Raw genomic sequence first — 20,148 nt, 5'->3', positions numbered from 1 at the left:
CTTCGCGAGCAGGCTCGCTCCCACAGTGGATCGGCGGCATGTAGCCGCCAGACGGGCTGCCGTGACCGCGTGATTACGTTATACTCGCCGGCTTTCAAAAGTTCGCCAACGAGTGCTGCCCGTCATGGAAATCAACCCGATCCTGAACACCATCAAGGACCTGTCCGAGCGCTCCGAAACTATTCGGGGGTATCTTTGACTACGATCAAAAGCATGAGCGTCTGATCGAAGTCAATCGCGAGCTTGAAGATCCTGCCGTCTGGAACAAACCTGAATACGCCCAGGAACTGGGCCGCGAGCGTGCATCGCTGGCGCAGATCGTCGACACCCTGGATGAGCTGTCCAGCGGTCTGGCCGATTCCCGCGAGCTGCTCGACATGGCCGTTGAAGAAAACGACGAAGGCGCGGTAAACGACGTCGTTGAACTGCTTCAAGGCCTTGAAGAGTCACTGGCCAAGCTTGAATTCCGCCGCATGTTCAGCCATGAGATGGACCCGAACAACGCCTACCTGGACATCCAGGCCGGTTCCGGCGGCACCGAGGCCCAGGACTGGGCCAACATCCTGCTGCGCATGTACCTGCGCTGGGCGGACAAACGCGGTTTCGACGCGACCATCATGGAGCTGTCGGCCGGTGAAGTCGCCGGTATCAAAGGTGCGACCGTGCACATCAAGGGCGAATACGCCTTTGGCTGGCTGCGCACCGAGATCGGCGTGCACCGTCTGGTGCGCAAGAGCCCGTTCGACTCCGGCAACCGTCGCCACACTTCGTTCTCGGCCGTTTTCGTCTCGCCAGAGATCGACGACAAGGTCGAAATCGAAATCAACCCGGCAGACCTGCGGATTGACACCTATCGTTCCTCCGGTGCCGGTGGTCAGCACGTAAACACCACCGACTCGGCCGTACGTATCACCCACGTACCGACCAACACCGTGGTCAGCTGCCAGAACGAACGTTCCCAGCACGCCAACAAGGACACCGCGATGAAAATGCTGCGGGCCAAGTTGTACGAGCAGGAAATGCAGAAGCGCAACGCCGCTTCCCAGGCGCTGGAAGACACCAAGTCGGACATCGGCTGGGGTCACCAGATCCGTTCGTACGTGCTCGACGCGTCGCGGATCAAGGACTTGCGCACCAACATCGAACGCAGCGACTGCGACAAGGTACTCGACGGCGATATCGACGAATACCTGGAAGCCAGCCTGAAATCGGGGCTGTAACAGACGCACACAGGATCGCTGACGCAACGCGATCCCTGTAGGAGCCAGCCCTGCTGGCGATTCCCGGGCCGCCAGGCCCGGGGGCAACGAACCTGATGGAATATCTGAAGACATGAGCGACCAACAACTCGACCCGCAAGCCCTGCAACAGGAAGAAAACTCCCTGATCGCCCTGCGCAAGGAAAAGCTGGCTGCCGAGCGCGCCAAGGGCAACGCCTTCCCGAACGACTTCCGCCGCGAAAACTACTGCGAAGATCTGCAGAAGAAATACGCGGACAAGACCAAGGAAGAGCTGGCCGAGGCTGCAATCCCGGTCAAGGTTGCCGGTCGCATCATGCTCAACCGTGGCTCGTTCATGGTGATCCAGGACATGACCGGTCGCATCCAGGTCTACGTCAACCGCAAGACCCTGTCCGAAGACACCCTGGCCGCCGTCAAGACCTGGGACATGGGCGACATCATCGCCGCCGAAGGTACCCTGGCGCGTTCCGGCAAGGGCGACCTGTACGTCGAAATGACCAATGTGCGCCTGCTGACCAAGTCGCTGCGCCCGCTGCCGGACAAGCACCACGGCCTGACCGACACCGAACAGCGCTACCGTCAGCGTTACGTTGACCTGATCGTCAACGAAGAAGTACGCCAGACGTTCCGCGTGCGTTCGCAAGTGATCGCGCACATCCGCAGCTTCCTGATGAAGCGCGACTTCCTCGAAGTCGAAACGCCGATGCTGCAGACCATTCCGGGCGGCGCTGCGGCCAAGCCGTTCGAAACCCACCACAACGCGCTGGACATGGAAATGTTCCTGCGTATCGCGCCTGAGCTGTACCTCAAGCGTCTGGTGGTTGGCGGTTTCGAGAAAGTGTTCGAGATCAACCGCAACTTCCGTAATGAAGGCGTTTCGACCCGTCACAACCCTGAATTCACCATGTTGGAGTTCTACCAGGCTTACGCCGACTACGAAGACAACATGGACCTGACCGAAGAGCTGTTCCGTGAACTGGCGCAACTGGTGCTGGGCAGCACCGACGTGCCATACGGCGACAAGGTGTTTCACTTCGGCGAGCCGTTTGCCCGTCTCTCGGTGTTCGACTCGATCCTCAAGTACAACCCTGAGCTGACTGCCGATGACCTGAACGACATCGACAAGGCGCGCTCCATCGCCAAGAAGGCCGGCGCCAAGGTGCTGGGCTTCGAAGGTCTGGGCAAGCTGCAGGTGATGATTTTCGAAGAGCTGGTCGAGCACAAGCTGGAGCAGCCGCACTTCATCACTCAGTACCCGTTCGAAGTGTCGCCGCTGGCTCGTCGTAACGACGAGAACCCGAACGTCACCGACCGTTTCGAGCTGTTCATCGGCGGCCGTGAAATCGCCAACGCCTACTCCGAGTTGAACGACGCGGAAGACCAGGCCGAGCGCTTCATGGCGCAGGTGGCCGACAAGGACGCCGGCGACGACGAAGCCATGCATTACGACGCCGACTTCGTGCGTGCGCTGGAGTACGGCATGCCGCCAACGGCCGGTGAAGGCATCGGCATCGACCGTCTGGTGATGTTGCTGACCAACTCGCCATCGATCCGCGATGTGATCCTGTTCCCGCACATGCGACCGCAAGCGTAAACGTTTCAGTTAAAAAGCCGCCTAAAACAGGCGGCTTTTTATTGCCTGTCTGGTACAAATGTATCAATTGGTTAATTTTGCAATAGCAGAGGAAGTCCAGTCGTGATGGTTGCAATCGCTCAAGAAGGTGCAGCGGGTATCGCCACTGCGGTCGCTGAAAGTGTTCAGTACCAGGGCCGCAAGGCCAGCCGACAGGGCAGTGAGCAGCGTCGACAGGACATTCTCGACGCGGCGATGCGCATTGTCGTGCGTGACGGCGTGCGCGCCGTGCGCCATCGGGCCGTGGCGGCCGAGGCCGGCGTGCCACTGTCGGCCACCACCTATTACTTCAAGGACATCGATGACCTGCTCACCGATACCTTCGCCCAATACGTCGAACGCAGCGCGGCCTACATGGCCAAGCTGTGGATCAACAACGAAGGCCTGCTGCGCGAGATGGTCGTCAGTGGCGACGGCAGCCCCGAGTCGCGCTCGCAACTGGCCGACGACATCGCGCGGCTGATGGCCGACTATGTGCACCGGCAACTGGTCAACCGTCGCGAGCACCTGATGGCCGAGCAGGCGTTCCGCCAGGAAGCACTGCTCAACCCGCGGCTGGCGGATCTGGTGCGCTCGCATCAGCAGATTCTGCTGCAGGGCACCTGCCAGTTGTTCCAGGTACTGGGCTCGCGTGAACCGCAACAGGATGCCAAAGTGTTGACGGCGATTATCGGACGGATGGAATATCAGGGCCTGCTCAACGACGCCGAGCCTTTGGCCGAACAGGACATGCTCGGGATTCTGACGCGGTACATGCATCTGGTCCTGGCCTCGGTCTGACGCCAATCCCTGTGGGAGCGAGCCTGCTCGCGAATGCGGTCTGACATTCAACATCTTTGTTGCCTGACACACCGCTTTCGCGAGCAGGCTCGCTCCCACAGGTGAAAGTGGTGATCGTCAGGGCGGGATATGTTCATAGGGAGTATTGAATGAAAGCCTGGCGTGGCGTGCTGATCGCCTTGTCGTTACTGCTGCTCAGCGGTTGTCTGGTGACTTTCAAGGATCCGCTGCCCGCCAGTGACCCGGCGCCCAAGGGCCTGCTGGGCACGTGGTCGAGCACCAATGCCTGGGGTGAGCCGATGAACCTTGAGCTGACCCGCGTCGGCCATGATCGCTATCAGGCCGTCACCTGGTTCAAGGCCCGACCTCAGGAGCGCGAGGCTTACCCGTTCACCGTGTCGCGCCACGGCAGCCGCTGGTACCTGTCGGCGAAAGTGCCGGCGCGTTACGGTGGCCAATACGCCATCGCCGGTTTCGAACTCACCGACAAACACGAATTGGTGGTGTACAACCTCGACCTCGAACAGATCAATCAGGCGATCAAACAGCAAGCCCTCGACGGCAAGGCTTTCCAGACTGAAGACGACGGCGACGGCGTGGAGGTCGACAGTAGCCTCGACAAGGTCTTTGCTTACCTCGACGATCCGGCCAATTCCGATGTCTTCGTCGAGGCCGCACGCTATCAGCGCCAGGCCCGCGCCAAATAATTCAGTTTTCTACAGGAGTTTCGGGTGGACGATTACCAGCAGACGATACGCACGCTGTCCGATCGCATTGTGCTGGCGCAGACGCCGATCCGCGTGCTCGATGCGGTGAAGTGGGACGAGAACATCCGCAAGGGCTTTCTCAAGGCCAAAGGCAAGGAAATGCCGGCGGTGGATCGCGACTACTACCTCAATCGGCCACTGAGTTTCGATTCGAGCAAGGTCAAACTCGAGTTCCAGAACATCGAACGCGACATCACCCGCCAGCTCGGCCAGTTCAACCCGGTCGGGCAGATCATGCGCCGCATGTGCAAGGAATACCGCATGGTGGTGCGCATGCTCGAAGCGCGCGGCACCGAGGATTTCGGCCTGATCTCGCAAGAGCTGTACGGCGCCGCCTCTGATGCGTTTCACGCCGGCGACCCGACCCTGGCCGACCTCGGCCTGATGATGTCCGACTACCTGAACAACATCGATGGCCGTGGCGACCTGAAGGACGAGCCGAAAATCCTCACCGCCAAGGATGCCGTACACCTGTTGCAAACCCGGTTGAACAAGGTGTTCGGCGAGGCCGAGGAAACCATTCGCGTGTTCGAGTCCGACGGCATCGTCGCTGACGCGGCCGCGGGCGCCGATTACATCAAGATCCGCACCGACGCGCTGTTCAACGACCGCGACGTGCGTGCACTGGAAGTCCACGAAGGCCTGGTGCATGTCGGAACCACGCTCAATGGCTTGAACCAGCCGATCTGCACCTTCCTGTCCAAGGGCCCACCGTCGTCGACAGTGACCCAGGAAGGTCTGGCGATCCTGATGGAAATCATCACCTTCGCCTCCTATCCGAGCCGCCTGCGCAAATTGACCAACCGCACCCGCGCCATTCACATGGTCGAGGAGGGCGCGGACTTTTTGCAGGTGTTCGAGTTCTTCCGCGAACAGGGTTTCGAAATGGCCGAAAGCTACGGCAACGCCAGCCGGGTGTTCCGAGGCTCGACGCCAACCGGTCTGCCATTCACCAAAGACTTGTCCTACCTCAAGGGCTTTATCATGGTTTACAACTACATTCAGTTGGCCGTGCGTAAGGGCAAGCTTGAGCAGGTACCGCTGCTGTTCTGCGGCAAGACCACGCTGGAAGACATGCGTACCCTGCGTCAACTGGTCGATGAAGGTCTGGTGGTGCCGCCGAAATATCTGCCGGAACAGTTCCGCGACATGAACGCGCTGTCGGCGTGGATGTGCTTCTCCAACTTCCTCAATCACTTGAGCCTGGACCGGATCGAGGCGGATTACTCCAATATCCTCTGAACTACCAATATTTCCTGTGGGGGCGAGCCTGCTCGCGAATGCGATTTAACATTCAACATGATTGTTGGCTGACACACCGCTTTCGCGAGCAGGCTCGCTCCCACATTTGATTGCGTTAATTCCACTTTTTCGCGAGGTTTCACCGGATGAGAATCCTCGGCATCCTTTGCCTGCTCCTGACCCTCGGCGGTTGCAGTTCGCTGTTGTTTTACCCCGAGCCGGGCCAGGTCTTTACCCCGGAAAGAGCCAAGCTCGAATACCGCACCGTCACCCTGACCACGGCCGACGGCCTCAAGCTCAACGCCTGGTGGCTGCCGGCCAAGCCCGGTGTCGAGGTCAAAGGCACAGTCCTGCACCTGCACGGCAACGGCGGCAATCTGCCGATGCACCTGGGCGGCAGTTGGTGGTTGCCGAAAAACGGCTATCAGGTGCTGCTGGTGGATTATCGCGGATATGGCTTGTCCGAGGGCGAGCCGAGTCTGCCGGCGATCTATCAGGACATCGACGCTGCGTTCGCCTGGCTGGATCAGGCGCCAGAGGTCAAAGGCAAGCCGCTGATCCTGCTCGGCCAGAGCCTCGGCGGCTCGATGGCCGTGCATTGGCTGGTGCAGCACCCCGAGCGGCAGAAACAGCTGAAAGCCTTCGTGCTCGACGGTGTACCCGCCAGTTACCGCAGCGTCGGTCAGTACGCCCTCAGCACATCGTGGCTGACCTGGCCGTTCCAGGTGCCGTTGTCGTGGCTGGTGCCGGACGGCGACAGTGCGATCAAGTCGATGCCGCAGCTTAACGGCGTGCCGAAACTGATCTTTCACAGCATCGACGACCCACTGGTGCCAATGTCCAACGCCATCCGCCTGTATCAGGCAGCGCCGCCGCCACGGGTGTTGCAGTTGACCCGCGGCGGCCACGTACAGACTTTCGGCGACCCGGTCTGGCGCCAGGTGATGCTGCGTTATCTGGAAGATCCCGAGCACTTCAACGGCCTGCGCCGCCTCGGCGAGATCCCCAATTATCCGCAACCCCCGAATTCTGAAGATGAGAGTCCGCAATGACTGAAGAACGTAACGCCATCCCGCTGATCATCACCGGTATCTGCAGCATCCTCGGCACCGTTGGTGCCCTGTGGTATTACGGCTACCTGCACTTCGCCAAACCCGAGGATGCGCTGCTGCTCAACGAATTCACCATGCTCAAGACCGTGCCGGGCGAAGACTACAAAGTCTCGCTGGATCCGGCGCCGCAGGTGGCGCAGTGCATCGATGGCGTGTTGGTGCTGTTTGACACCGAGCAGAAAGGCCTGACCGGGGTGCTGATCAATGCGCAGAAAAAAGCTGTGCGTTGCATGGGCCAGGAAACCCCGCAGAAACTCGAGCCTTAAACGCAAAAGATCGCAGCCTTCGGCAGCTCCTGCATTGGAACGCGATCCCTGTAGGAGCTGCCGCAGGCTGCGATCTTTTGATCTTCAACAAAAAGCCCCGCCTGATTCAGTCAGGCGGGGCTTTTACGTCACTGCGTGTTGCTTAGTTCGAGCTGACCGCCGAACGTGGCATCACTGGCTGGTTGTCGTTGGAAATGGTCACTTCCACGCGACGGTTCATCGCACGACCGGAAACGCTGCCGTTGTCGGCAACCGGGTATTCCTTGCCGTAACCCTGAACCACGATGCGCGAAGGATCTACGCCCATCTTGATCAGTGCGACTTGAACCGAAGTCGCGCGACGCTCGGACAGCGACTGGTTGTACGAAGCCGAGCCGGTGCTGTCGGTATAACCCTCGACGATCACTTTGCGATCCGGATTTTCCTGGAGGAACTGCGCCAGTTTATTGATGTTCACCAGACCGCTGGACTTCAGATCAGCCTTGTTGGTGGCGAACAGCACGTCACCGAAAGTCACCAGCGTACCGCGATCGGTCTGCTTGGCGTTCAGGCTCTGCTGCAGTTGTTTGATCTGCTGATCACGAGCGTCCAGGCGGGCCTGGGCACGTTGCGCGGCAGCGTTTTTCAGGTTGTTCTCAGCGGTGCGCAGGGCGATGGTCTGCTTGGCCACTTCCACGCGCTGGTTGGTCAGGTAGGCCAGTTGGTCAACCTTGGCCGCGTCTTCTTTGTCCAGATAAGCCTTGTCGGCCTTGTCCAGGTAATCGCTGGCGTCTTTGGTTTCCAGGGCCGCGACTTTGCTCGCCTGAGGGTTGGCCTGCAGGCCGGCGTAGTTGGTACGTGCCTGCTCCAGGTTCGGGTTAGGCGGTGTGGAGCAGGCAGCCAGGGCAACGCTTGCGGCCAGAAGAGCGGGGATCATCAGTTGCTTACGCATAATTTGTCGTCCTTTCTATCGATAAAAGTTTCAGCTTTGCGATTCGGGATGCGCGCTTACTGCACGGTGCGCTGACTTTCCTGACGCAGTTCCTGAACACCTTTCTGGGAATCCTTCACAGCCTGTTCGGCCTTGGCAGCCTGAGCCTTGCGTTCCGCTACGCGAGCGTCCCATTCGGCTTGCTCGGCGAGGGTGCGAGCCTGTTCATACTTTTTGTCGTGCATGGCGATTTCGGCTTGCTTGAGCTTGTCCTGCGCCTGCTTCATTTCCACAGCAGCAAACTCGGTACCACCGGCGCTGACCGCACTGTTGACCGCCGATTGGGTCACGGCGTACTGCTCGGTTGGCGGGTTACCGGCGCAACCGGCCAGTACGAAGCTGGTACCGATGGCCAGAGCAGCCAGTTTCAGACCGCGCAGGTGGGAGAACGAGGTTTGGGTCTTCATGGTCTTCAACTCCATTGTTTAACTCCTGATAAAACCGAAAATCCATCCTGGTCGAGGAGCCGCAAGCGTCGTGTAAAAGCGCGTTTTTGAAACGCTCGTTCCAGGCGTGGTTACAGCTTCCGACCGAAGGCGTTTTTCAAAAGTTCAGAAAAGATGGCCTATCGCCAAAAGTTTTTTTGACCAAGTCGACAAGGCTCTAAACCGGGAACTTTGGAGGCGGGGAGAGGTACGCGCGGGGTAAAAAGCGTGCGATTTTTGAAGTTCGATACAGTCAATGTGGGAGCGAGCCTGCTCGCGAAATCAGTCTGTCAGGCACTGTAGAGGTGACTGTTCGGACGCTATCGCGAGCAGGCTCGCTCCCACAGTTTGATGTGTGTTGTGTCAGTGTTTCTGTTTACCGGAAGCCGCCGATAAATCCTGCAAATGCCGGCGTGAAAGCGCCAGAAACCGCGGCGTCGGACCGACGTCCTCATACAGCGGATCGCCTTCTTCATCGGTCGCAACCACGGTCGAGCCCTTCACGTACGGCAGGCTCGCCTCGAACTCTTCGAGCGCGGCGCCGATCAGTTCGCCGAGCAGTTCTTCGGGGTGGCGTTTGGGGTACATCTCGGCAATCGCCGCCAGGCGCGCAGCGGCCTCGACGTCCAGATGAATCGTGTAGCCAGTGTCGGTCAGGCGACCCTTGGCGTTTTCTTCCCAATGCTGGGCGAGTTCACGGATTTTCATGATGACCTCATGTCGTACCTGCTCATGGCAGGATCGGGTGAGTGTCCGGCGCGGCCGGCAAGCCGTTGTGCGGCTTACTGTTGAGACTAGCTTCAAGCCGCAAGGTTTAAAGTCCCTTCGTCGTCTGCTTGTAAGAAGCGCCGTAGAGCGGCACTCTCTGAGCAAAGCATTCGTTTCTGCGCCGTCCCGATTACCGCTGGAGAACTGCTGATGACCGATATCGATGCACGCTTGCGCGAGGACGTTCACCTGTTGGGTGAGCTGTTAGGCAATACCATCCGCGATCAGTACGGCGAGGAATTTCTCGACAAGATCGAGCAGATCCGCAAGGGCGCCAAGGCCGACCGCCGTGGCTCGATGGACGCCGAACTCAGCGCCAGCCTCAATCAGTTGAGCGAAGACGAACTGCTGCCGGTGGCGCGGGCGTTCAACCAGTTTCTCAACCTGGCGAACATCGCTGAGCAGTATCAGCTGATTCATCGCCGCGAAGAGTCGCAGCCGGCACCGTTCGAGTCCCGCGTACTGCCGGAACTGCTCGCCCGCCTGCGCAACGAAGGCCACAGCGCCGAATCCCTGGCCCGGCAACTGGCGCGCCTGGAAATCGAACTGGTGCTGACTGCGCACCCGACCGAAGTGGCGCGGCGCACGCTGATCCAGAAGTACGACGCGATCGCCGCGCAACTGGCCGCGCAGGATCACCGCGACCTGACCAGCGCCGAGCGCGAACAGATCCATAACACCCTGCAACGGTTGATCGCCGAAGCCTGGCACACCGAAGAAATCCGCCGCACCCGGCCGACCCCGGTCGATGAAGCCAAGTGGGGGTTTGCGGTCATCGAACACTCGCTGTGGCAGGCGATTCCCAACCATATGCGCAAGGCCGACAAGGCGCTTTATGAAGCGACGGGCCTGCGTTTGCCATTGGAAGCGGCGCCGATCCGCTTTGCTTCATGGATGGGCGGCGACCGTGACGGCAACCCGAATGTCACGGCAGCGGTGACCCGCGAAGTGCTGTTGCTGGCGCGCTGGATGGCTGCCGACCTGTACCTGCGCGACGTCGATCATCTGGCTGCGGAACTGTCGATGCAGCAGGCCAGTGATGCGCTCAAGGCCAAGGCCGGTGACAGCGCCGAACCTTACCGTGCGGTGCTCAAGCAATTGCGCGAACGCCTGCGTGCCACGCGCAATTGGGCGCATGCCTCGCTCAGCGCCAGCACACCGGCGCCGGCCGACGTGTTGCACAACAACCGCGATCTGCTCGATCCGCTGGAACTGTGTTTCAACTCCCTGCACGAATGCGGCATGGGCGTGATTGCCGACGGGCCGTTGCTCGATTGCCTGCGCCGGGCGGTGACTTTCGGCCTGTTTCTGGTACGCCTCGATGTACGTCAGGATTCGACGCGGCACAGTTCGGCAATGACCGAAATCACCGATTACCTTGGCCTCGGTCGCTACGAAGACTGGGACGAAGAACAGCGCATCAGCTTCCTCACTCGCGAATTGAGCAATCGCCGGCCACTGCTGCCGGCGCATTTCAAACCGTCCGCCGACACGGCGGAAGTGCTCGCCACTTGCAAGGAAATCGCCGCCGCACCGGGCGCCTCGCTAGGCTCTTATGTGATCTCGATGGCGGGCGCGGCTTCCGATGTGCTGGCGGTGCAACTGCTGCTCAAAGAGTCCGGCGTGTTGCGGCCGATGCGCGTGGTGCCGCTGTTCGAAACCCTCGCCGACCTCGACAACGCCGGGCCGGTGATGGAGCGTCTGTTGCTGCTGCCGGGCTACCGCGCGAGGCTGCAAGGCCCGCAGGAAGTCATGATCGGTTACTCCGACTCGGCCAAGGATGCGGGCACCACCGCCGCCGCCTGGGCGCAATATCGCGCGCAGGAGCGGCTGGTGGAGATCTGCCGCGAGCAGCAAGTCGAACTGCTGTTGTTCCACGGTCGCGGTGGCACCGTGGGCCGCGGCGGCGGTCCGGCGCACGCGGCGATTCTGTCGCAGCCGCCGGGGTCGGTGGCGGGGCGCTTCCGCACCACCGAGCAGGGCGAAATGATTCGATTCAAATTCGGCCTGCCGGACATCGCCGAGCAGAACCTCAATCTGTATCTGGCCGCGGTGCTCGAAGCGACACTGTTGCCACCACCGCCGCCGACGCCCGAATGGCGGCACTTGATGGATGAACTGGCCGCCGACGGCGTCGCCGCGTATCGCGCCGTGGTGCGGGAGAATCCGCAGTTCGTCGAGTATTTCCGCCAGTCGACACCGGAGCAGGAGCTGGGACGCTTGCCCCTCGGCAGCCGTCCGGCTAAGCGCCGTGCGGGTGGGATCGAGAGTCTGCGGGCGATTCCGTGGATCTTCGGCTGGACCCAGACCCGCCTGATGCTGCCGGCCTGGCTCGGTTGGGAAAGCGCGTTGAGCAAGGCGCTGGAGCGCGGCGAGGGCGAACTGCTCGGGCAGATGCGTGAACAGTGGCCGTTCTTCCGCACCCGTATCGACATGCTGGAAATGGTCCTGGCCAAGGCCGACGCCGACATCGCGCTGTCGTACGACCAGCGTCTGGTCGAGCCGGACTTGCTGCCGTTGGGCGCACAGTTACGCGACCTATTGTCGCAGGCATGCGCGGTGGTGCTCGGCCTGACCGGTCAGTCGCAACTGCTGGCACATAGCCCAGAGACGCTGGAATTCATCCGTCTGCGCAACACTTACCTCGACCCGCTTCATCTATTGCAGGCCGAGCTGTTGGCCCGTTCTCGGCAGCAGAATGTCGAACAGGGCAGCCCGGTGGAGCAGGCGCTGCTGGTGTCTGTGGCGGGAATTGCCGCCGGTTTGCGCAATACCGGCTAAGGTTTTTGCGGTGGTATCAGGCACCCGGTGCACAGGCCGGGTGCCGCTTTGTACACAGGCAGAAAGTGCGGGCAGGCGACAGTTAATGATGGGGTTGCGACTTGGGTTACCGCGTCGCAAGGTCGCGGCGGGCGCCGGTTTCTCCGACTTTTGGCGTCTTGTGTGGGCGCAGCCTGCTGTGTATCTTGATCAGCCTTTGGCCGTTTGTGCGGCCACGACCCGTTTTTTTAAGATTGGCCCAAAGAGGCGAATCCCGTTGTTTTCTATATAAAAAATTGAGGAGCACATCGATGCGCGTCATTCTGCTGGGAGCTCCCGGGGCCGGTAAAGGTACTCAGGCTAAGTTCATCACCGAGAAATTCGGCATTCCGCAAATCTCCACCGGCGACATGCTGCGTGCTGCGGTCAAGGCCGGCACTCCGCTGGGCGTTCAAGCCAAGAGCATCATGGATGCCGGCGGCCTGGTGTCGGATGACCTGATCATCGCGCTGGTGCAGGATCGCATCGCTCAACCCGACTGCGTCAATGGCTTCCTGTTCGACGGCTTCCCGCGCACCATTCCGCAAGCCGAGGCACTGGTGACTGCCGGTGTCGAACTGGACGCCGTGGTTGAAATCGCTGTTGAAGACGAAGAAATCGTTCAGCGTATCGCCGGTCGTCGCGTTCACGAGGCCAGCGGCCGCGTTTACCACATCGTCTACAACCCGCCGAAAGTGGCTGGCAAAGACGACGTTACCGGCGACGATCTGGTGCAGCGCAAGGACGACACCGAAGAAACCGTGCGTCATCGCCTGTCGGTCTACCATTCGCAGACCAAGCCGCTGGTGGATTTCTACCAGAAGCTCTCCGCTGCCAACGGCAAGCCGAAGTACAGCCACATCCCGGGCGTTGGTTCGGTTGAAGCGATCACCGCCAAGGTGCTCGAAGCGCTGAGCTGAAAAAGCTGATCGGCTGCATCATCCACGGCCCGCTTGCGGGCCGTAGTTGTTTATACTGACGCCCTTTTTCTCCCACCTGTTTTGGAAACATCGATGAGCACCTTGCTGGCCCTGGACACCGCGACCGAAGCTTGCTCCGTTGCCTTGCTGCATGACGGCAAGGTCACGAGCCATTACGAGGTGATCCCGCGTCTGCACGCGCAGAAGCTGCTGCCGATGATCCAGCAACTGCTGGCCGACGCCGGCACCACGCTGCAAGCGGTGGACGCCATTGCCTTCGGTCGTGGGCCGGGTGCGTTCACCGGTGTGCGGATCGCCATTGGTGTAGTGCAAGGTCTGGCGTTTGCGCTGGATCGTCCGGTGCTGCCGGTGTCGAACCTGGCGGTGCTGGCACAGCGCGCGTATCGCGAACACGGTGTGAACCAGGTCGCGGCGGCCATCGATGCGCGGATGGATGAAGTGTATTGGGGCTGCTACCGCGAGACCGCCGGCGAGATGCGTCTGGTCGGTGTCGAAGCGGTGTTGCCACCGGAAGCCGCGGCGCTGCCGGCCGATGCCAGCGGCGAGTGGTTCGGTGCGGGCACCGGTTGGGGCTATGGCGAGCGGATCGCGCTCAGCCTGAGCGGCTCGGATGCCGGCATGCTGCCTCACGCCGAAGACCTGCTGACCCTGGCGCGATTTGCCTGGGAACGCGGCGAGTCGATCCCGGCAGACGAGGCGCAACCGGTTTACCTGCGCGATAAAGTCGCTACTCCAAAGGCTCGCTGAGTCCTGACTTCTAGCGGGGGTAGCTTCTGTGGTGAGGGGATTTATCCCCGATCGCCTGCGAAGCAGTCGTCGATTTTAGGGCCGCTTCGCGACCCATCGGGGATAAATCCCCTCACCACATAAGGCTCTCCACAATCCCCCTGCTTATTCCAAATTCTGCCAATCGTCAGTTTCCAACCCCTCGCTTTAAACCTTTTACGCTTTATGTGTTCTAGTTATCACTCGGCGGTTTGCTAAGTCGGTCAAGTGCCGCTAAATTGCCATCATCGATACCGAGCATGAAATTATGCGTATAGACGGCCTTTCTTCTCAGTCCTACCCCATCAAGCGCAAGCCTCGCAAAGGCAATGTGGCGCTGGATGAATCCGTCGACGATATCGACGGCGAGCTGGAATTCCCGACTGAAGAGCAACTGGCCGCCCGCGCTGCCAAAGCCTCCGCACAACGCCTGGCCAATCTGCCCGCCCGTCAGCAAGACATGATTTATCACCGCGCCATGAGCAAAAGCGTAGCGATGGCCTTGGCCAGCTACCTGAGCACCGCCGGTTTTGTCGATTGGGATGCGGATGTGCTGGGCCTCGACCTGTACATCTGATGGATCTGCCTTACTACCTCGGTTGTCCGTCCTGGAGCGAAAACGCCTGGCGCGAGTATCTGTACCCCGAAGACGCCAAGACCTCCGACTTCCTCGCTCTCTACTCCCAAGTATTCAATGCCGTCGAAGGCAACACGACCTTCTACGCCAGCCCCTCGCCGGCCACCGTGCAGCGCTGGGCCGAGACCATGCCCGAACATTTTCGCTTCACCGCCAAGTTTCCCGGCGACATCAGCCACAGCGGTGACCTGCGCGATCAACTGACCGCCGCCGAAACCTTCGTAAATCTTCTCAGCCCGCTCGGCGAACGGGTTTCGCCGCTGTGGTTGCAATTGTCGAAAAGCTTCACCCCGCATCGATTGCCCGAGCTGACGGCGTTCATCGACGCGCTGGACCGGCCACTGGCAGTGGAAGTCCGTCACGAACAGTTTTTCGCCAAGGGCGAGAGCGAGCGCCTGCTCAATCGTCTGCTGCTTGAACGTGGCGTGGAGCGCATCTGCCTCGATCCACGGGCGCTGTTCAGTTGCCTGTCGACCGAGTCTTCGGTGATCCACGCGCAATCGAAAAAGCCACGGGTGCCGACCCGTCCGGCGGCGTTCACTCAGTGTCCGCAGGTGCGGTTCATCGGCCACCCGGAGCTGGAAGCCAACGATCCGTTCCTCGTGCCATGGGTGGCGAAAATCGCCGAGTGGATCGAAGAGGGCCGCACGCCGTACATCTTCCTGCACACCGCCGACAACGTGATGGCGGCGAAGCTGGCGCAACGTTTTCACGCACAATTGATGCAACGTTTGCCTGGCCTGCCGTCCCTGCCTGAGCTATACAGAGAACCCGCCGCCGAGCAACTCGGCTTGCTCTGAAGGCGGATTTTTCCCCTGCCCAGGAGCCTGCCGATGGACGCCCACGCCCTTCAAGAACAAACCCGAAAAGCCCAGGCCTTCAAGGCCCTGCATGAAGGTGCGGGAATTTTTGTGATTCCCAACCCGTGGGATGCCGGCTCGGCGAAAATGCTCGCCAGTCTGGGCTATCAGGCGTTGGCGACCACCAGTGCCGGTTATGCGTTTTCCCAAGGCAAGGCCGATGGCGCCCTGAGTCTCGATGACACCCTGGCCAATGTCCGGGCAATTGTCGCGGCCACCGATCTGCCGGTGGCGGTGGACCTGGAAAACGGTTTCGCCGATGACCCGGCCGAATGTGCGAAAAGCTTGCTGCGTGCCGCCGAGGCGGGTGCGGTGGGCGGATCGATCGAAGATGCCACGGGTCGTGCCGACGCACCGATCTACTGCTTCGAACACGCTGTGGCGCGCATTGAAGCCGCCGTCGCTGCGGTGCGCACGCTGCCATTTCCCTTCACCTTGACCGCCCGTGCGGAAAACTACTTGCACGGCAATCCCGATCTCGACGACACCATCCGCCGCCTGCAAGCCTTTGCCGAGGCGGGCGCCGACGTGCTGTATGCGCCGGGTTTGCGCAGCGCCGAAGAAGTGCTGGCGGTGGTGCGCGCGGTGGCACCGAAACCGGTCAACGTGCTGATGTCCGGCGGTTTGAAACTGACCGTACAGGCGCTGGAAGAAATGGGTGTGCGCAGGATCAGCACCGGTTCGGCGCTGGCTTTGGCAGCGTTCGGCGAGTTTTTCCGCGCGGCTGAAGAGATCCAGCAGCACGGCACCTTCGGCTTCACTGCGCAATCGATGCCGTACGCTCAGGCCAATCAGTTCTTCAAAGGCTGAGCATGGGCCGCTGGATCGCGCTGTCGGTACTGTTGATGATTGCTGGCGCCGTGGTCAGCGTCTGGCGCGGCTGGGTCGACGTGCCGGCCGAGTGGAACCCGTGGGCGCCGCTGGACGTGAAGGCCGCGCCGAACTGGCTGACCGGTTTCAAGCTGATGCGCCTGCGCGGCAATCCCGAGTTATGCGCACAAGTGCTCAGCAACTCGGGTCTGCGCATCACCGCGCAAGCCGACAGTCCCGACGCCAAGTGCCCGCTGATTGGCGCCGTGCGCGTGCAGGGCGGCGAGGTGGCGCTGAGCAGCAGCTTCCTCGCCAGTTGTCCGTTGGCGGTGGCTTACGCGATGTTTGAACGACATACCCTGCAACCTGCCGCGCAAGCGCTTTACGGCCAGTCTGTGGCGCGTATCGATCACCTCGGCAGCTTTGCCTGCCGCAATGTCTACAACCGCGAGAGCGGGGCGCTCAGCCGCCATGCCAGTGCCGATGCGCTGGACATCAGCGGTTTTCGGCTGGCGGACGGGCGCAGCGTCAGTGTGCTCAAAGACTGGCCGAAGCAAAATCAGGACGCGCAGTTTCTGCGTCAGGTGCGCGATGGCGCCTGCGAGGCGTTCAGTGTGGTGTTGAGTCCGGATTACAACGCTGCCCATCGCAATCACTTTCATGTCGATGTCGGGCGCTGGAGCGTGTGTCGCTGAGGGATCAGGCGGCGAGGCGCAGGTTCTGCAACACGATCGGGCGCGCCCAACCGTTATCGAAGTCCAGCGCTTTTTGCTGCTCGACGATTTCTTCCGGCGGGAACGGCGGATAAGGTTTTTGCAGCAGGTCGAGATCGAACTCGGCAATCGGCAGGTACAACGGCTTCTTCTGCGGCGCCGGACCCGGCTCTGGCACTGGCTGACCATTGTTGATCACGATCGGACGGACCCAACTGCTGTCGAAGTCTTGCTGCTCCTGCTGAGCCTTGAGTTCTTCTGGCGGGAACGGTGGGAATGGCTTGTCCAGCAGATCGGTTTCGAACTCGGCGATCGGCAGGAACAGCGGCTCCGGCGGACGCACTTCGGTCTCGACCACATCGCACTGACGCTGCTCGACGATGTGCGCGTGCAGCTCGCTGCCCAACGTCGGTTCTTCCGGGCTGTTCAGGTCAACCGGTGGAAAGGTGCCACAGGCCGGCACCACATCACTCGTTTGTTCGGCCATCGCCTGGGCAAAGAAATCCTGCCACAGGTGACTGACGCCGCCCAATGCTTGAGTGTTATGACGGCTGAAGTCGCCCTTGGGCGAAATGTAGCCAATCGATGTGGGAAGAATGCCTGACATTTTTTTCGGTTGACGCTCAGCTCTGGCAAAATGCGCGTTGATTGGTTTATCGGCCACTTTTTGCCGATCCTTAACTTTTTTGAGCGTGTTTTCATGATTGAGCAACCCGCGGCCTGCCGCATCCATGTCCAGGCCCTCGGCCCGACGTTTGAAGCGCAAGCCGAGCAATGGGCCGAGCGCCTGGGCCTGCCGCAGCAGGAGGACGACGGCGAGTTCGCCTTGCAGGTGGGCGAGCAGGGTTTGCAGCTGCAGCAGCTCGGCCCGGATGCGCCGGGACCGGTGCGGGTGGACTTTGTCGAGGGGGGCGCGGCGCACCGGCGTCTGTACGGCGGCGGCAGCGGGCAGATGATCGCCAAGGCGGTTGGCATCGCCCAAGGCGTGCGCCCTCGGGTGCTGGACGCCACGGCGGGGTTGGGCAAGGACGCGTTCGTGCTGGCCAGTCTGGGCTGCGAGATGAGCCTGATCGAGCGCCAGCCGCTGATCGGGGCGTTGCTGGAGGATGGTCTGGCGCGGGCGGCGGAAGATTTCGACGTGGCGCCGATTGTCGCGCGGATGAAGCTGCTCAAGGGCAACTCGATCGAGGTCATGCGCAACTGGCAAGGCGAGCCGCCGCAGGTGATCTACCTCGACCCGATGTTCCCGCACCGCGAGAAGACGGCGCTGGTGAAGAAAGAGATGCGCCTGTTCCGGCCGCTGGTCGGGGATGATCCGGATGCGCCGGCGTTGCTCGAAGCGGCGCTGGCCCTGGCGACACACCGGGTGGTGGTCAAGCGCCCGCGCAAGGCGCCGTGTATTGAGGGGCCGAAGCCGAGCCATGCGCTGGATGGCAAGTCGAGCCGGTATGACATTTACCCGAAGAAAGCACTCAAGGCTTGAGACCGCGTCGCGCCCATTCGCGAGCAGGCTCGCTCCCACATTGGAATGCATTTCAAATGTGGGAGCGAGCCTGCTCGCGAAGGGGCAGACCAATCACCAATCTCTAGGGTCTGTAAGCCCGCATGAACAACCCCACCACTTCCTGCACATGACTCTCTGCCGCTTCTTCGCTCAGCGGCTCACCGCAGCAATACAGCAAACGAAAATTCCCCGCACCCTTGAGCAGGCAGAAGAAGTGTTCGGCGGCATTGCGCGGCAGGTCGATGCTCAGCGCGCCGGTCTCGTTGATGCGTTTGAGCAGCCGCTCCATGCCTTGCACCATGCGCTCGGGGCCGGCCTCGAAGAAGATCTGCGACAGCTTCGGATCCTGCGTGCCCAGCGCCATCATCAAGCGATGCAAATTCACCGACTCGTCGCTGTTGATCAGTTGATGAAAGCCCCGGGCAATGTTCAGCAACACATTTTCCACGGGGATGCCGGCGGGCAATTCGAAGAACAGCGGCGGTAACTGCTCCTCGCATTTGGCCATTACCGCGGAGGAGAACAGCGTCTCCTTGTCGTTGAAGTGGCTGTAAACCGTCAGTTTCGACACGCCCGCCTCGGCGGCGACCGCGTCCATGCTGGTGTTGGCGTAGCCGTGACTCAGAAACAGGGTTTTCGCCGCATCGAGGATAGCCCGGCGCTTGGCCGGATCCTTCGGACGGCCCGGGCCGTTTGGAGCTGAAAGATTGTTCGACATTCTTCGCTTTTAATACTGGACTGGTGAGTTTGCTATTAATACCATACCGGCCAGTATAAATATTCCAAGCACCATTAGCGAAAGGTCCGTCACCATGTTCCGCCATGCGTTGTCGTTTGCCGTGCCAGTCAGCCTGGCTGTTTTATTGTCCGCATGCGGTCAGGAAGAGGCGACGCCAGTCAGCGTTCGACCGGCCATGGTGGTGCAGCCAGAGCCTTCGGCGCAGGCGATGGAAAGTTATCCGGGTGAGGTGCGCGCCCGCTACGAACCCGATCTGGCGTTCCGCATTGGCGGCAAAGTCAGCCGACGACTGGTCGAGGAAGGTCAGCGCGTGAAGGCTGATCAACCATTGGCCGAGCTCGATCCGCAGGACGTGCGCCTGCAACTGGAAGCCACCCGCGCCCAGGTCGCCGCCGCTGAAGCCAATCTGAACCTGGTGCGCGCCGAGCGTGACCGCTACAAAACCTTGATGGAGCGGCAGATGGTCAGCCGTTCCGCCTATGACAACGCGGAAAACCTCTACCGCTCCGGCGAAGCCCGCCTCAAGCAGATCAAAGCCGAATTCAACGTCTCGACCAACCAGGCCAGTTACGCCGTGCTGCGCGCGCCGCAGGACGGTGTGGTGGCCAAGCGTTCGGTGGAAGTCGGGCAGGTGGTCGCCGCCGGGCAAACCGTGTTTACCCTCGCCACCGACGGCGAGCGCGAAGTGTCGATCAGCCTCCCGGAGCAGAGCTTCGGACGGTTCAAGGTCGGCCAGCCAGTGACCGTTGAACTGTGGACCCAGCAGAACCAGCGCTTCGCCGGGCAGATTCGTGAGCTGTCGCCGGCGGCCGATCCGAAATCCCGTACCTTCGCCGCGCGCATCTCGTTCACCAGCGGCAAAGTCCCGGCTGAGCTCGGGCAGAGCGCCCGGGTGTTCGTGCAATCGGCAGAAAGCGTGCCGCTGTCGGTGCCGCTCTCGGCCCTGACTGCCGAGAACGGTGCGACCTACGTCTGGGTCGTCAGCGCCAACAACACCCTGAAAAAGACTCCAGTGCGTATCGGCCCGTTCGGCGAGAAAAGTGTGCCTGTGCTCGAAGGCCTCAACGCCAGCGACTGGGTGGTGGCAGCCGGCGTCCATGTGTTGCTCGATGGTCAGCAGGTGCGTCCCGTGGATCGCTCCAACCGAGTAGTCAATCTGGCGGACAAGGAGTAAGT

At 61.1% G+C, this 20,148-nt stretch carries 21 protein-coding genes; 16 read left to right on the top strand and 5 right to left on the bottom strand.

The genetic code is table 11. The features are described from left to right. Positions 1-124 precede the first annotated feature (124 nt). The 7 genes from prfB (at position 125) to ACM6HV_RS22625 (ending at position 7,041) form a co-directional block, all read left to right on the top strand. Positions 125-1,220 (top strand): peptide chain release factor 2 gene (prfB, locus tag ACM6HV_RS22655; protein ID WP_096795805.1). Its coding sequence is split into 2 segments (ribosomal slippage): positions 125-196 and positions 198-1,220, totalling 1,095 coding nucleotides; the frame shifts between segments, so codons are not numbered across the junction. A gap of 112 nt (positions 1,221-1,332) precedes the next feature. Further along, positions 1,333-2,835 carry a lysine--tRNA ligase gene (gene lysS / locus ACM6HV_RS22650; RefSeq protein WP_414905338.1) on the top strand — a complete coding sequence of 501 codons (1,503 nt, stop codon included), beginning with the start codon at positions 1,333-1,335 and terminating at the stop codon, positions 2,833-2,835. Positions 2,836-2,940: 105 nt separating this feature from the next. Continuing rightward, a complete protein-coding gene (locus tag ACM6HV_RS22645; protein WP_007964212.1) occupies positions 2,941-3,654 on the top strand; it encodes a TetR/AcrR family transcriptional regulator in 714 nt (237 codons plus the stop codon). Positions 3,655-3,803: 149 nt separating this feature from the next. Further along, positions 3,804-4,361, top strand: a complete 558-nt coding sequence (locus tag ACM6HV_RS22640) for a hypothetical protein (RefSeq protein WP_414905337.1) — start codon at positions 3,804-3,806, stop codon at positions 4,359-4,361. 24 nt (positions 4,362-4,385) lie between these two features. Next, on the top strand, positions 4,386-5,663 hold the full coding sequence (locus ACM6HV_RS22635) for a flavohemoglobin expression-modulating QEGLA motif protein (protein ID WP_003222055.1): 1,278 nt from the start codon (positions 4,386-4,388) through the stop codon (positions 5,661-5,663). Positions 5,664-5,809: 146 nt separating this feature from the next. Further along, a complete protein-coding gene (locus tag ACM6HV_RS22630; protein WP_414905336.1) occupies positions 5,810-6,715 on the top strand; it encodes an alpha/beta hydrolase in 906 nt (301 codons plus the stop codon). After that, a complete protein-coding gene (locus ACM6HV_RS22625; protein WP_007964217.1) occupies positions 6,712-7,041 on the top strand; it encodes a hypothetical protein in 330 nt (109 codons plus the stop codon). Before ACM6HV_RS22630 ends, ACM6HV_RS22625 begins: the two co-directional genes overlap by 4 nt. A 142-nt stretch (positions 7,042-7,183) precedes the next feature. On the opposite strand, the gene ACM6HV_RS22620 is transcribed toward ACM6HV_RS22625, so the two are convergent. The 3 genes from ACM6HV_RS22620 to ACM6HV_RS22610 form a co-directional block, all read right to left on the bottom strand. Next, positions 7,184-7,972: an OmpA family protein gene (locus tag ACM6HV_RS22620; protein ID WP_047292806.1), complete on the bottom strand. Its 789-nt coding sequence runs from the start codon at positions 7,970-7,972 to the stop codon at positions 7,184-7,186. Between the two features lie 56 nt (positions 7,973-8,028). Next, the gene (locus ACM6HV_RS22615) at positions 8,029-8,433 is read right to left on the bottom strand and encodes a DUF4398 domain-containing protein (RefSeq protein WP_007964219.1); all 405 of its coding nucleotides are present in this window, start codon (positions 8,431-8,433) and stop codon (positions 8,029-8,031) included. A 366-nt stretch (positions 8,434-8,799) separates the two neighbouring features. Further along, entirely contained in the window at positions 8,800-9,144 is a 345-nt protein-coding gene (locus tag ACM6HV_RS22610) for a pilin assembly protein (RefSeq protein ID WP_145597630.1), read from the bottom strand. A gap of 210 nt (positions 9,145-9,354) precedes the next feature. Here ACM6HV_RS22610 and ppc point away from each other — a divergent pair, with 210 nt between their 5' ends. From ppc to ACM6HV_RS22575, 7 genes are all read left to right on the top strand, one after another. Further along, positions 9,355-11,985, top strand: coding sequence for a phosphoenolpyruvate carboxylase (gene ppc / locus ACM6HV_RS22605; protein ID WP_414905335.1), 2,631 nt, complete (start codon positions 9,355-9,357; stop codon positions 11,983-11,985). Positions 11,986-12,275: 290 nt separating this feature from the next. Next, positions 12,276-12,923 carry an adenylate kinase gene (adk, locus tag ACM6HV_RS22600; protein ID WP_025112233.1) on the top strand — a complete coding sequence of 216 codons (648 nt, stop codon included), beginning with the start codon at positions 12,276-12,278 and terminating at the stop codon, positions 12,921-12,923. A gap of 93 nt (positions 12,924-13,016) precedes the next feature. Continuing rightward, positions 13,017-13,691, top strand: a complete 675-nt coding sequence (gene tsaB, locus ACM6HV_RS22595; protein ID WP_414905334.1) for a tRNA (adenosine(37)-N6)-threonylcarbamoyltransferase complex dimerization subunit type 1 TsaB — start codon at positions 13,017-13,019, stop codon at positions 13,689-13,691. Positions 13,692-13,977: 286 nt separating this feature from the next. Beyond that, positions 13,978-14,286: a hypothetical protein gene (locus ACM6HV_RS22590; protein WP_003222071.1), complete on the top strand. Its 309-nt coding sequence runs from the start codon at positions 13,978-13,980 to the stop codon at positions 14,284-14,286. After that, entirely contained in the window at positions 14,286-15,146 is an 861-nt protein-coding gene (locus ACM6HV_RS22585) for a DUF72 domain-containing protein (protein WP_041063287.1), read from the top strand. The genes ACM6HV_RS22590 and ACM6HV_RS22585 overlap by 1 nt, the downstream gene beginning before the upstream one ends. Positions 15,147-15,179: 33 nt before the next feature. Then, positions 15,180-16,016: an isocitrate lyase/PEP mutase family protein gene (locus tag ACM6HV_RS22580; protein WP_414905333.1), complete on the top strand. Its 837-nt coding sequence runs from the start codon at positions 15,180-15,182 to the stop codon at positions 16,014-16,016. 2 nt (positions 16,017-16,018) lie between these two features. After that, positions 16,019-16,711, top strand: a complete 693-nt coding sequence (locus ACM6HV_RS22575) for an extensin family protein (protein ID WP_414905332.1) — start codon at positions 16,019-16,021, stop codon at positions 16,709-16,711. Positions 16,712-16,715: 4 nt separating this feature from the next. Here ACM6HV_RS22575 and ACM6HV_RS22570 read toward each other — a convergent pair whose 3' ends face one another. Continuing rightward, complete coding sequence (locus ACM6HV_RS22570; protein ID WP_041063310.1) at positions 16,716-17,336, bottom strand: hypothetical protein; 621 nt, start codon at positions 17,334-17,336, stop codon at positions 16,716-16,718. A gap of 93 nt (positions 17,337-17,429) precedes the next feature. Between ACM6HV_RS22570 and ACM6HV_RS22565 the strand changes: the two genes are divergently transcribed. Beyond that, positions 17,430-18,212, top strand: coding sequence for a class I SAM-dependent methyltransferase (locus ACM6HV_RS22565; RefSeq protein ID WP_414905331.1), 783 nt, complete (start codon positions 17,430-17,432; stop codon positions 18,210-18,212). A gap of 103 nt (positions 18,213-18,315) precedes the next feature. Here ACM6HV_RS22565 and ACM6HV_RS22560 read toward each other — a convergent pair whose 3' ends face one another. Next, positions 18,316-18,951 (bottom strand): TetR/AcrR family transcriptional regulator, encoded by a 636-nt coding sequence (locus ACM6HV_RS22560; RefSeq protein WP_414905330.1) that lies wholly within the window; start codon positions 18,949-18,951, stop codon positions 18,316-18,318. Between the two features lie 94 nt (positions 18,952-19,045). On the opposite strand from ACM6HV_RS22560, the gene ACM6HV_RS22555 reads away from it, so the two are divergent. Beyond that, entirely contained in the window at positions 19,046-20,146 is a 1,101-nt protein-coding gene (locus tag ACM6HV_RS22555) for an efflux RND transporter periplasmic adaptor subunit (protein ID WP_414905329.1), read from the top strand. Positions 20,147-20,148: the final 2 nt, after the last annotated feature.

It is taken from the genome of Pseudomonas sp. IT-P260, from assembly GCF_949768395.1.
In the GTDB taxonomy this organism is placed as follows: Bacteria; Pseudomonadota; Gammaproteobacteria; order Pseudomonadales; family Pseudomonadaceae; genus Aquipseudomonas; species Aquipseudomonas parakoreensis.
Note: the sequence above shows the minus strand (reverse complement) of the source record. Positions and strands in the feature narration are given on the sequence as shown.